This window comes from Rhizobium sp. RM, assembly GCF_013390595.1.
Classification (GTDB): domain Bacteria; phylum Pseudomonadota; class Alphaproteobacteria; order Rhizobiales; family Rhizobiaceae; genus Agrobacterium.
On record NZ_JACAWV010000022.1, the window covers coordinates 408,142 to 421,083 of the forward strand.

A 12,942-nucleotide genomic window follows, 5' to 3' on the forward strand; every position below is an offset into this window, starting at 1 on the left:
CACAGTGACGGCTGACAATTCGTAATAAATTTGGCGTCATCCCCTTCTTGTCGCTTATTCGGAAGTGAAAAATCATGCCCCGTTACCTCCAAGCCACAACCGAACGCTTTCCCGTTGCAGGGAGCTTCACCATCTCGCGCGGCAGCCGGACTCACGCCGACGTCGTAACGTGCACGATCCACGACGGTTCCCTTGCCGGTCGCGGCGAATGTGTTCCCTACCCGCGTTACGGCGAAAGCATTGAAGGCGTGATCGCCGATATCGAAGCAATGGCCGACGCCGTTTCCAATGGCCTGACACGTGCCGAACTGCAAAAGGCGATGAAGCCGGGCGCCGCCCGCAATGCGGTGGATTGTGCCTTGTGGGACCTCGAAGCCAAGACATCCGGAAAAAGCGTTGCCGATCTTGTGCTTGGCGCCGCCGCAAAACCGCTGGTCACCGCCTACACGATTTCCCTTGGCGAACCTGAGACGATGGCGGCCAAGGCGGCGGAAAATGCCGCCCGCCCATTGTTGAAGATCAAGACCGGCACGGAGAGCGATGAAGCGCGCCTGCGTGCCGTACGCGCCGCCGCCCCCGACGCCCGCATCATCATCGACGCCAATGAAGGCTGGAATGACGGCAATATCGAATATTACCTGCGGCTGGCGGCGGAGTTGAAGATTTCGCTGATCGAACAGCCGCTTCCCGCCGACAAGGATGATATTCTCGCCCGCATCGAGCACCCCGTCCTGATCTGCGCCGACGAAAGCGTGCATTCCACCAGGGATCTGGAAGGTCTGCGCAATCGCTACGACGCAATCAACATCAAGCTCGACAAGACGGGCGGCCTGACGGAAGCGCTGGCGATGAAGGCGGAGGCGGATCGGCTGGGCTACACCGTTATGGTCGGCTGCATGCTCGGCACCTCGCTTGGCATGGCGCCTGCGATCTTCGCCGCACAGGGCACGGCCTTTGCCGATGTCGACGGCCCCCTGCTTCTGGCCGAGGATCGCCAACCCGGCCTCATCTACGAGGGATCGCTGGTCTATCCGCCCAAACCCGACCTGTGGGGCTGACCATTCCCCCATAACAAAAGGGCGCGGATTTTACACCGCGCCCCTTTTTATATGAAGTGCCGTGAACTCAGGCGGCCCGTCTGCCGATCAGGCCCGGCAGGTTGACCGGCTCCATCTCGTCGGAGGCGCCCTCGGAGGCAACGTCGCTTGCCTGCATCCAGGTGATCAGTTCGAAGCTGCCATCCATGTTTTCGGCAATCGCCGTGCAGCTTTCCACCCAGTCACCGGTGTTGATGTAGCGGATGCCATCCATGTCTTCCATCACCGCATGGTGAATATGGCCACAAATCACGCCATCCACATTGTTGCGGCGCGCTTCGTCGGCAACAACGCGTTGAAACTCGCCGATGAAGTTGACGGCGTGTTTGACCTGCAGCTTTGCCCAGGCGGAGAACGACCAGTAAGGCAGGCCGATACGCCGACGCACGGCTGCAATGCCGATGTTGAGCGCGATGGCCGCGTCATAGGCCCAGTCACCGAGATAGGCGAGAAGCCTTGCATTTCGCACCACCACATCGAATTCATCGCCGTGGATAACGAGGTATTTCTTGCCATCCGCCGCTTCGTGGATCATCCGCTCGGCCACTTCGATACCGCCGAAATGCGTGCCGGGAAACTCTCGCAGGAATTCGTCATGGTTGCCTGGGATGTAAACGATGCGCGTACCCTTGCGCGCCTTGCGCAACAATTTCTGCACGACGTCGTTGCAGCCCTGCGGCCAATACCAGCTGCGCCGCAAGCGCCAGCCGTCGATGATGTCACCGACGAGTATCAGCGTCTCGGCCTCGTGATGTTTCAGGAAGTCGAGCAGGAAATCCGTCTTGGCGGCTTTTGAGCCAAGATGGACGTCCGAAATGAAAAGCGTTCTGAACTGTCTGGGTTCACTGTGACCGGCCACGGAATTCATCCCCCTGTTCGGCTGCGTCTTCTGCGACTTTCATGCCTCTCAGAACCAGACTCGTGTTTCAGCAAAATGACAGACAGGCTTTTTTGTGACAATTCCGGCCGCGTACCTCACGAAAATGCGAATAACCCGTGCCCCGAATTTGCATGACAGAGCGGCAAATAACGGCTGTACGCACAGGCTGTTTGTTGTATGCAGGTGCCTACCAAGACAAAACAGATACGACGGTGAAAAGCATGACGTCTCAAGATAAGAACAAAACGCCCGCCACCACGGCAAAGGCCGATATTGAAGAACAGGCGCTCTTTTTTCACCGCTATCCGCGTCCAGGCAAGCTGGAAATCCAGGCGACCAAGCCGCTCGGCAACCAGCGCGATCTTGCGCTCGCTTATTCGCCGGGCGTTGCCGCACCGTGCCTCGCCATTCACGAAAACCCGGAAACCGCTGCCGATTACACGGCCCGCGCCAATCTGGTTGCGGTGATCTCGAACGGCACTGCCGTTCTCGGTCTCGGCAACATCGGCCCGCTGGCGTCGAAGCCGGTCATGGAAGGCAAGGCCGTTCTGTTCAAGAAATTCGCCGGCATCGACGTGTTCGACATCGAAATCGACGCGCCCGGCATCAACGACATGGTCTCGACCATTTCAGCACTGGAGCCGACCTTCGGCGGCATCAACCTTGAAGACATCAAGGCGCCGGAATGTTTCGAGGTCGAGCGTCAGCTTCGTGAAAAGATGAACATCCCGGTGTTCCACGACGACCAGCACGGCACGGCCATCATCGTTGCGGCAGCCGTCACCAACGCTCTGGAACTGACCGGAAAGTCGCTGTCGAGCGTCAAGATCGTCGCCTCCGGCGCCGGTGCGGCCGCCCTCGCCTGCCTTAACCTTCTCGTTTCCATGGGTGCAAAGAAGGAAAACATCTGGGTCCACGACATTGAAGGCCTCGTTTATGACGGCCGCAACACGTTGATGGACGAGTGGAAGGAAGTTTACGCCCAGAAGAGCGACAAGCGCGTGCTTGCCGAAACCATTGATGGCGCAGACGTGTTCCTCGGCCTTTCGGCTGCAGGCGTGCTGAAGCCGGAACTGCTGGAGCGCATGGCGGAAAACCCGCTGATCCTGGCGCTTGCCAACCCGAACCCGGAAATCATGCCCGAGGCTGCGCGCGCTGCCCGTCCGGACGCGATGATCTGCACTGGCCGTTCTGACTTCCCGAACCAGGTCAACAACGTTCTCTGCTTCCCTTACATCTTCCGCGGCGCGCTGGATTGCGGCGCCACGACCATCAATGAAGAGATGAAGATGGCCGCCGTCGAGGCCATCGCAGCGCTGGCGCGTGAGGAAGTCTCCGAAGTTGCCGCCAAGGCCTACAGCGGCGATACGCCGGTCTTTGGCCCGAACTACCTCATCCCGTCGCCATTCGATCCGCGCCTGATCCTGCGCATCGCGCCCGCTGTTGCCCGTGCCGCGGCCGCAAGCGGTGTCGCCGCGCGTCCGATCACCGATTTCGAAGCCTATCTCGACCAGTTGAACCGCTTCGTCTGGCGTTCTGGCTTCATCATGAAGCCGATCTTCAACACGGCCAAAGTCGCGGAAAAGAAGCGTATCATCTTCGCGGAAGGCGAAGACGAACGCGTCCTGCGTGCCGCACAGGTTCTTCTCGAAGAAGGCACCGGCGTTCCGATCCTGATCGGCCGTCCGCAGATCATCGAAACACGACTGAAGCGTTTTGGCCTGCGTATCCGTCCGCACACCGACTTTGCCGTCGTGAACCCGGAAGACGATCCGCGTTACCGCGAATATGTCGACGACTATTTTGCCCTCGTTGGCCGTGTGGGCATCAACCCGGAAGCGGCGCGTACCATCGTTCGTACCAACAGCACGGTCATCGGCGCGCTCTCGGTGAAGCGTGGTGAAGCAGACGCCCTGATCTGCGGCCTCGAAGGCCGTTACGACCGCCACCTGCGGGACGTCAACCAGATCATCGGCAAGCAGGAAGGCGTCCGCTCCTTCGCTGGTCTCAGCCTACTCATCACCCAGCAGGGTGCACTGTTCCTGACGGATACCTTCGTCAATTACGAGCCGACCTCGGAAGAAGTGGCCGAAATGGCGGTACTTGCCGCCAAGGAAATCCGTCGTTTCGGCATTACGCCGAAGATCGCGCTCGCCAGCCATTCGAACTTCGGTTCGCGTGATTCCGAAAGCGCCCGCAAGATGCGTCGTGCGCTGCAGATCATCCAGAACGTGGCACCGGAACTGGAAGTGGACGGCGAAATGCAGGGTGGTTCTGCGCTTTCGGAAGCACTGCGCAAGCGCGCCATGCCGAACAGCGCACTGACGGGCGAAGCCAACCTTCTGGTCTTCCCGAACCTCGATGCCGCCAACATCACGCTCGGTGTCACCCGCACGCTGACCGAAGGTCTGCATGTCGGCCCGATCCTGCTCGGCACGGCTCTTCCGGCCCATATCCTGTCGCCGTCGGTCACCTCGCGCGGCGTCGTCAACATGGCGGCTCTGGCTGTCGTTCAGGCCTCGCATCCTTCGGTGTGATAGCCTCCTGACGGGATATTAACGCAATTTTGAACGCGCTGTTGCCGCCTTGCGGCAACGGCATATGCTAAAGTCCGAAAAGACACTTTGGACTGGCAATGCCGACAGCATGGCTGACAGCATTGCCCGCAAGATCTGACGGAACGGACAAATTGACCTGCCGCAGCCGCATGACCGGCTTCTTTTTTGCGATGTTCCTTGCCGCACCCGCTGCAGCATTTGCGAACGAGGTGTGCGACACGCTGTATGCCCAGTTGCGTGAGCCACCTCGCGTCATCGGCAACACGGCGGAAGTCCGCTTCTACGCCAACGCCCTTGCCCGCCAGAACATCGCCATCCGCAGGATCAGGAACGATCTGCGTGGCTACGGCTGTTCTTCCGGCAGCATCATCACCTACGGCAGTCCGAATGCCGGTGTCTGCGCGGAAATAGGCGATGCGCTTCTCGACGCCGAACACGAGCGCGATGCCATCATCCATGATCGCGATCAGGCGCTGGCAACCCAGCGCGGTGATGATCCCGGCATTCGCCGTCAGCGCATTCTGGCGGCTTTGGACGCAAATGGCTGCAGCCCGGTGGAGGCCGAACGGCCTGCCGTAACGGAACGTAACGTTACGGTATACGGGAACGCCCCGCGGTACGACCAGACGGGAATCCCGCCGCAACCCGGCCTATCCGGCGAAACTGGCCTCAGAACTCTTTGCGTGAAGACCTGCGACGGTTCATTCTTTCCGATTGCTTCCAACGCCTCGCCACTTGATTTTCGTGGACAGGCGGAACAGTGCCGCAACATGTGCCCCGGCACGGAAACGGAACTTTATTACCACTCCATGACGGATCAGGAGACATCCGACATGGTATCGGCCGAAACCGGCAAACCCTACAAGGAACTGCCGACGGCATTCGCCTATCGCAATGCGTCCACCCGCGCACCGGGCTGTAGCTGCAACATGGCGGCCTATCAGGACGAGATGAAAAAGCAGGAAGCGGCTGCGACGCCGGAGGCCGAAAAGCCCTACTCCAGCATCACCGACATCACGTCACCACCGGGAGACAAGGTGGCGAAACCTGTCGAACCCGAGGCTGCCAAGGCGCCGGAACTGCAGGTTCCGGAACGCGAGTACGATCCGCACAACAACAAGGTGCGCGTCGTCGGCCCAAAATTCCTGCCGGACGAAACAAGCCGCATCGATCTGAAGAACCCTGCCCTCAAGGGTATCCAGCCGCAACAGTAACAACGCTCAGCGGTTGCCCCAGCCGTTCCTGAACACCAGCTCTTCCAGTGGCAGGCGCTGGCGCCAGCCTTTGACGGCAAGTTCCGGCTCGCTATAGAGCGTGTCGACGCGGCCGAGGCAGAGCCAGGCGACGATTTCGATATGCTCGGGGATATCGAGAATGACGCGAATATCGCTGTCATGAAAGATGCTGAGCCAGCCAACGCCGACCCCTTCAGCCCGCGCAGCAAGCCAGAGATTCTGGATGGCGCAGACGGTGGAATAGACGTCCGTGCGCAGATTATGGGTACGTCCCAGCACCACATCGCCGCCACGGGTCGGATCGCAGGTCACACAAATGCTGAGCGGCGCCTTGCGAAGTCCCTCCAACTTCAGACTGCGGTAAAGCGCCTGCCGCTCGCCGGAAAACATCTCCGCCGCCTCTTCATTGGCGCGGCGAAACGCCACCCAGGCCGCCTGCTTGATGGCGCCATCGGTGACAAGCGTGAAATTCCACGGCTGCATGAAACCGACGGATGGCGCGGCATGTGCGGCGGCCAGCAGACGTGTCACCAGATCATCCGGCAGCGGATCGGGCAGGAATTCGTCGCGCACATCGCGGCGCGTTTCAATGGCGCGGTAAAGCGCCGCCTTGTCTTGTTCGCAAAATTCACTGGCCGGACGCATGGCCTTGCGGAAGTCTTCAGGTTGCATCGTTAATCCCCAACAATGCCGGGGCAAGACACGAGAGCGCCTCACCCATCAACAACCTTCCGCCGTCCGCGCGGGTTGGTCTATCGTATCAGGCCGGTCTTCTGACTTGGCTTCATCCACCCGCTTCGCCTTCCCGAATGACTTCAGTGGCAATCAAAGCTGGTGTCCGCCTTACAGCGCTGGGCACGTTCCGGTCTCACACCGGATTCCCGATTCTCCCGCCCCGTGGGCAGGCACCTGATGCCTGAGGTTATGGCTACGGCAGCGCGGGAATGCAAGCATCATGAATGCCGAACGCTGACCTGGCTGTGGCCAACACCCAGCCTGCCCTTCTTTCCGGCCTTGAGCCAATACCCGACCAGCCCAAATCCTTGAGCTGGAAATATCTCTTTCATGCGTGCGCTGTGGCGGAGACAGACTCGCGTGCCGGCTTATCCGACAGGGAAATACCTGACATAGGCAAACTCATCCCCATCCGGTGACCAGTTGGGGGAGTTCATCGTGCCCTGCCCGCCGAAGAGATCAAACAGCGTTTCGACATTGCCGCCATCGGGGTCCATCAGCCGCACGCGCACATGAAGGTCGCGTGGATGGTCGAAGACATCGCCATCATAGGAGACGAAAACCACTTTGTCTCCCTTCGGTGACGGGTGAGGAAACCAGTCACCATACACGCTGTCCGTCACGCGCTCGACCGCCGAACCATCGGTGCGCACGCGCCAGATCTGCATCTGGCCGGTGCGGCTGGAGTTGAAATAGATCCACTGCCCGTCGGCAGAATAATCCGGGCCGTCATTGCGCCCTTCGCCATGCGTCAGGCGCGTCTCGATACCGGTCTCGATCTCCATGGAATAGATGTCAAACACCTGATCGCGAATGCCACAATAGGCGAAGTGCTTTCCATCCGGCGACCAGCCATGCCAGTATGACGGCAGGTTTTTCGTCATCAGCCTCAGCGCGCCACCGGAAGACGGCAAAAGATAGATGGTGCTCTTGCCGAACTCCACCTTGTCCGAGAGCGCATACATCAACCCATCGGGTGAAATGCCGTGATCGTTGTTGCAGATCGTCGCAAACCCCGTGTCGACCTTCTGAGGCGAAGGATCGCCGGAAAGCGGCAGGCGATAGAGAAATCCCTCGGAATTAAGCAGCAGATACATGCCATCAGGCGACCAGTTCGGTGCCTCGAACAGTTCAGGTGTCTGCCAGACCACCCGCATCTGGCGGGTGCGGATATTATAGATTTCGATCGAACTGCGCATTCTGCCTCCCGCTTCGTCATCGACCCGCACTATGACCGAAACATTTGGCGCTTGCATACCCCGAAGCTGTCTCTATGGTCACTAAGTCGCAGGCACCGTCCTGCATACGAAAATTTGGAGCATGGCAACGAACCGGCACCGTCCGCGTCTGTCGCCCTCTCTCCTTCGAGGTTTCTCGATGAATACCAATGCCGATCAAGCGATCCGGTTCGGCCGTATCGCCGCAATGCTTCCCGTCAAGAATATCCAGAAGGCCCATGATTTCTATGTGGGCGTGCTGGGCTTCACCAAAACCTTCGAAAACGGCAATCCCGTTGGCTTCATGATCCTGAAACAAGGCAATGCCGAACTTCACCTGACCTTGCAGCCATCGCACAAGGCAGCCCCCTTCAATGTGGCGCATATGATGGTGAGCGATGTCGACGCGCTGCACGCCCTTTGCAGGGCGCACGGCCTGCGCATCATCAAGGGCCTGCAGGACAAGGACTATGGTTTGCGGGCCTTCGTTTTCGAAGACCCGGATGGCAACCGCATCGATGTCGGGCAAGCCATATAAAGGCCAGATCCGGCGGCGCGGTTCACTCCGCGCCGTTTGCCGGCGGTGAAAATGGCGCGCAGCAAAAGCTGCACGTCATAAAAGACTACCGATCACGGAAGCGATTGGTGATCGGGTAACGCCGGTCACGGCCGAAGTTCTTTTTGGTGATCTTAACGCCCGGCGCCGACTGGCGGCGTTTGTATTCGGCGAGATAGAGCAGATGCTCGATGCGGTGCACGGTGGCAACGTCATGACCACGCGCCACGATATCCTCAACCGACATTTCCTGCTCGACCAGGCATTCCAGAATATCGTCGAGGACCGGATATGGCGGCAGCGAATCCTGGTCCGTCTGGTTGGGACGAAGCTCGGCGGATGGCGCCTTGGAGATGATGTTCTGCGGAATGACCTCGCCCGAAGGGCCGAGGGCGCCAGGCGGCACATGGTCGTTACGCCATTTCGAAATTGCGTAGACCTGCATCTTGTACAGATCCTTGATCGGGTTGAAGCCGCCGTTCATGTCGCCATAAAGCGTGGCATAGCCGACCGACATTTCCGACTTGTTCCCCGTCGTCACCACCATCGAGCCGAACTTGTTGGAAACGGCCATCAGGATCGTTCCACGGGCACGGCTCTGCAGGTTTTCTTCGGTAATGCCCTCTTCCGTGCCTTCGAACAGGTCCGACAGCGCCGACATGAAACCGTCCACCGGCTCGGCAATCGGCACGATATCGTAACGGCAGCCAAGTGCCCGGGCGCAGTCCGCAGCATCCTTCAGCGAATCTTCAGAAGTGTAGCGGTATGGCAGCATGATGCAGCGAACCCGCTCCTCGCCCAGCGCATCCACGGCGATTGCCGCGCAGATGGCCGAATCGATGCCGCCGGAAAGGCCGAGCACTACGCTCTTGAAGCCGTTCTTGTTGACGTAGTCGCGGAAGCCAAGCAGGCAGGCCCGGTAGTCAGCCTCTTCGCCTTCAGGAATTTTCGAGAACGGCCCGTTTTCGCAGCGCCAGCCATCGCCGTTGCGCTTCCAGTCGGTAACGGCAAGCGTCGCCTCGAACTGGCTCATCTGGAAGGCCAGCGTCTTGTCGGCATTGAAGGCAAAGCTTGCGCCGTCGAACACCAGTTCGTCCTGGCCGCCAAGCTGGTTGGCGAAAATCAGCGGCAAACCGCTTTCGATCACCTGTTTCAGCGCGACCTGATGGCGAACATCGAGTTTGCCGCGATAATAGGGCGAACCGTTCGGCACCAGCAGTAGCTCGGCGCCGCTTTCCGCCAGCGTTTCGCAGACACCCATGTCGTTCCAGATTTCCTCGCAGATCGGAATACCGATCCGCACGCCACGGAAATTATAGGGCCCGGAAATCGAACCTTCCGAAAAGACGCGTTTTTCGTCGAACTCGCCGTAGTTCGGCAGGTCAATCTTGTCGCGCAGCGCAATGATCTTGCCACCGTCGATAAGCGCCACAGAGTTGTGCCGGCCAGTCTCGCCCTGGCGCGGGAACCCGATAATCACGCCCGGCCCGCCATCGGCCGTATCCGCTGCCAGTTCTTCCACGGCCTTGAGGCAAGCCTTCAGAAAAGCTGGCTTCAAAACCAGATCTTCAGGCGGATAGCCGGAAATGAACAGCTCCGTCAGAAGCAGGAGATCGGCCCCTTGCGTTGCCGCATCGGCTCTCGCCTCACGCGCCTTGGCGAGATTGCCCGCCACGTCGCCGACTGTGGGATTGAACTGCCCGACGGCAATCCGGAGATGGTTCGCAGTGGTCTGTCTGTCGCTCATGGCTCTTCATTACCGCGCTCGCGCCCGCTCCGCAACGCGGCAAATGCAGTGCGCGCATCATCCCTTGCGTTCACGCAGAGGTTATCGCGCCATCTGTGTGTGAACGCAAAGTTCATGTCGCATTCATCCCGCTTATGTGACAGTTACATGACACTTTCGCGACATACGATTCACTCCCGCTTCGTCACGTCGCACTGCATACCGGAGTTTAAGAGTTTGAGAAATTCGGCGCCTGAAACAGCGGCTTCCGAAAAGGCGAAGTCTGTCTTTTCGTTTGGCCTGGCTCGCGGCCTTTCCAACCGTGCCCTTTCCAAAGGTGCGGCCATTGCCTACACGACCGCCAATCTTGTGGTGATCTCCATTCTGCTGATTGTTGCACTGGAATGGATCGTGCGTGGCACGCTGACAGATGTTGGGCCGTTTCTCACCTCGTCCGTTCGCCCCGGCATGACAACCATTGCATCGCTGGCGCTGCTGATTATCGCGCTCGATGCCGTTTTCGGCCGGCGTTATCTGTCGCTGATCGTCGTTGCTCCGACACTGCTGCTGGTGGCGCTGATTTCGGCACAGAAACAGACCTATCTTTCCGATCCGCTCTACCCCTCCGACCTGCTGTTCGGCCGTCAGATCGTTGAACTCCTGCCGACCATGCTGAAAGCCCAGCCGCTGGTGGCGGCACTTGTCGTCCTCGGCCTCTGCGCCGTTGTCGGAGTGCTTGTCTTTGCGTGGATCTCCGTTCGCAAACATGCGCCATCGCTGCGCTGGCGCGAGCGTGTCCTGAGCCTTGCGTTGGCCCTGCCCCTGCTGGCCGGTCTCGGCTCGCTGATGGAGTATTCACATTATTCCTGGATGCGTGACCGCCTCAACATTATCCCCATGATGTGGGACCAGAAGGAAAATTACCGTCACAACGGCTTCCTGATGGCCTTTGCCTTCAATATTCCGATGGCCAATGTCTCGGCACCCGACGGCTACAGCGAAAACACCATCGCCGAACTGATGCCTGATTCCTCCGCCTTTGCTGCCAACAAGAGCGATTACCCTGATGTCATCATGCTGATGAGTGAATCGCTGTGGGACCCGACACGACTGAAAAACGTCGAGCTTTCAGCCGATCCGATGCCGGCAATCCGCGCCAAGCAATCCGGCAACGTGTTTTCGCCGGAGTTCGGCGGCATGACGGCCAATGTGGAATTCGAGGCGCTGACCGGCTTCTCCAACGCCTTCCTGCCCTATGGCAGCATTCCCTATCAGCAGTATATCCGTCGCCCAGTCCCCTCGCTCGCCAGCTTCTTCCGTGGCGAAGGTTATTCGGCCATTGCCATGCACCCGTTCCAGGAATGGTTCTGGAACCGCAAGGAAGTCTACAAGAACTTCGGCTTCGAGGAATTCCGCTCGGAAGAAACCTTGCCTCCGATGGAAAAGCGCGGCAACTTTGCCTCCGACGACGCGCTGATGGAAGAGATCATGACGACCGCGGACCAGACCGCGAACCCGCTGTTCCTCTTTGCCGTCACCCTGCAGGGACATGGCCCTTACGAGGCCGATCGTTACGCTGCCAATACCATTGGCGTCAGCGGTGATCTCTCCGCACCGGCATCGCAGGCGCTCGCCACCTACACGCAGGGCGTGGTCGAAGCCGATGAATCGCTCGTCAAGCTGATGAAGTGGGCCAAGAAGCGCGACCGCGAAACCATCATCGTTCTTTTCGGCGACCATCTGCCGCCGCTTGGCCGTACCTTCATGGAAAGCGGCTATATGCCGGGCATGGTGGCAAGCCGCCGCGCGCCGCTCGACGTCATGAAAAAGGAACACGAAACGCCACTCGTCGTCTGGTCGTCGAAAAAGGGCGTGCAGAAGAACATCGGTACGATCAGCCCGTCCCTGTTGCCCTACCACATTCTCAAGACGGCAGGCTTCTCCGACCCGTTCTATACGGATACACTCGGTGAACTTCAGGACAAGTTCTCCGTCATCGACAGGCACATGCTGGTGACCAAGGAGGGCAACGCCCTGCCCGACTGGTCGATTTCACCGAAGGACGTTCCACAGTCGGTGAGCAATTATCGCATGCTGCAATTCGATATGATGTTTGGCAAGCAATACGGCCGCGAGCGCTTCTTCCCAGGCTTCAACTGGCTGAACACGGAGCAGCAGCCGTCAGTCTGACCCCATCGGCGAGGGACGCCGGCCCGCATGGCACGGAAATCATTTGAATTCCGTCGCCATGCGGGCTTATGTCTCAGCACTTACAAAAGCCAAGCGGGGTTCCGCCGTGTCAGATATCTCCGACTATATCGTTTCGCATTTCAAACGCTCGTCCCGCGAGATTGGCGAGGTGGAGCGGCGCATTCTGGAACTGTCGCACCAGAAGAAGCTGATCTCGACGGACACGAATGCGGAGTTTTCCGCTGGCGCCAGCCTTGGTGACAAACTGGCCGATGGCATTGCCAGGGTCGGTGGCTCCTGGGGCTTCATCATCGGATTCTGCTGTTTCCTGATCTTCTGGGCGGTGATCAACACCATCATCCTTACCACCGGTGCCTTTGACCCCTACCCGTTCATCTTCCTCAACCTGCTGCTTTCCATGCTCGCAGCCATCCAGGCGCCGATCATCATGATGTCGCAGAACCGGCAGGCGGCGCGTGACCGCTTCGAGGCCGCCAAGGACTATGAAGTCAATCTCAAGGCCGAGCTCGAGGTTCTGTCCCTGCACGAAAAGATCGACGTAAAGGTTCTGGCCGAACTCGCCCTGCTGCGGCAGGAACTGGCGCAGCTTCATAGCAAGGTAACAGACAGGAAGCTCTGAAGCTGCGGCAATCTGCCCGGCGATACCGGCAGGCATTCATTTTCCACGTCGCAAAACGGAGATTGGCTGTTCCGGTTACGAATCCGTCAGAATCTTCCGCTACAGATT

The 12,942-nt window shown here is 59.2% G+C and carries 10 protein-coding genes and 1 riboswitch; of the genes, 6 read left to right on the forward strand and 4 right to left on the reverse strand.

All coding sequences use genetic code 11. From position 1 onward, the window contains the following. Window positions 1–74 precede the first annotated feature (74 nt). Window positions 75–1,058: an N-acetyl-D-Glu racemase DgcA gene (gene dgcA / locus HWX89_RS18535; RefSeq protein WP_138793148.1), complete on the forward strand. Its 984-nt coding sequence runs from the start codon at window positions 75–77 to the stop codon at window positions 1,056–1,058. Between the two features lie 67 nt (window positions 1,059–1,125). Here dgcA and HWX89_RS18540 read toward each other — a convergent pair whose 3' ends face one another. Then, window positions 1,126–1,965: a UDP-2,3-diacylglucosamine diphosphatase gene (locus tag HWX89_RS18540; protein WP_178340831.1), complete on the reverse strand. Its 840-nt coding sequence runs from the start codon at window positions 1,963–1,965 to the stop codon at window positions 1,126–1,128. A gap of 233 nt (window positions 1,966–2,198) precedes the next feature. On the opposite strand from HWX89_RS18540, the gene HWX89_RS18545 reads away from it, so the two are divergent. Next, window positions 2,199–4,514, forward strand: coding sequence for an NADP-dependent malic enzyme (locus HWX89_RS18545; RefSeq protein WP_138793150.1), 2,316 nt, complete (start codon window positions 2,199–2,201; stop codon window positions 4,512–4,514). Window positions 4,515–4,666: 152 nt separating this feature from the next. Beyond that, complete coding sequence (locus tag HWX89_RS18550; protein WP_502707610.1) at window positions 4,667–5,749, forward strand: DUF2865 domain-containing protein; 1,083 nt, start codon at window positions 4,667–4,669, stop codon at window positions 5,747–5,749. A 6-nt stretch (window positions 5,750–5,755) separates the two neighbouring features. Here the strand turns inward: HWX89_RS18550 and bluB are convergent, their stop codons facing one another. Continuing rightward, the gene (gene bluB / locus HWX89_RS18555) at window positions 5,756–6,415 is read right to left on the reverse strand and encodes a 5,6-dimethylbenzimidazole synthase (protein ID WP_502707611.1); all 660 of its coding nucleotides are present in this window, start codon (window positions 6,413–6,415) and stop codon (window positions 5,756–5,758) included. A 101-nt stretch (window positions 6,416–6,516) separates the two neighbouring features. Continuing rightward, a riboswitch (cobalamin riboswitch) is annotated at window positions 6,517–6,698 on the reverse strand. Between the two features lie 175 nt (window positions 6,699–6,873). Continuing rightward, entirely contained in the window at window positions 6,874–7,704 is an 831-nt protein-coding gene (locus HWX89_RS18560) for a TolB family protein (RefSeq protein ID WP_138793153.1), read from the reverse strand. Between the two features lie 178 nt (window positions 7,705–7,882). Between HWX89_RS18560 and HWX89_RS18565 the strand changes: the two genes are divergently transcribed. Then, the gene (locus HWX89_RS18565) at window positions 7,883–8,260 is read left to right on the forward strand and encodes a glyoxalase superfamily protein (protein WP_138793226.1); all 378 of its coding nucleotides are present in this window, start codon (window positions 7,883–7,885) and stop codon (window positions 8,258–8,260) included. Between the two features lie 85 nt (window positions 8,261–8,345). Here HWX89_RS18565 and HWX89_RS18570 read toward each other — a convergent pair whose 3' ends face one another. Further along, window positions 8,346–10,025 (reverse strand): NAD+ synthase, encoded by a 1,680-nt coding sequence (locus tag HWX89_RS18570; RefSeq protein ID WP_138793154.1) that lies wholly within the window; start codon window positions 10,023–10,025, stop codon window positions 8,346–8,348. 216 nt (window positions 10,026–10,241) lie between these two features. Between HWX89_RS18570 and HWX89_RS18575 the strand changes: the two genes are divergently transcribed. Next, window positions 10,242–12,194 (forward strand): LTA synthase family protein, encoded by a 1,953-nt coding sequence (locus HWX89_RS18575; RefSeq protein ID WP_138793155.1) that lies wholly within the window; start codon window positions 10,242–10,244, stop codon window positions 12,192–12,194. 106 nt (window positions 12,195–12,300) lie between these two features. Continuing rightward, entirely contained in the window at window positions 12,301–12,834 is a 534-nt protein-coding gene (locus HWX89_RS18580; RefSeq protein WP_138793156.1) for a DUF1003 domain-containing protein, read from the forward strand. Window positions 12,835–12,942: the final 108 nt, after the last annotated feature.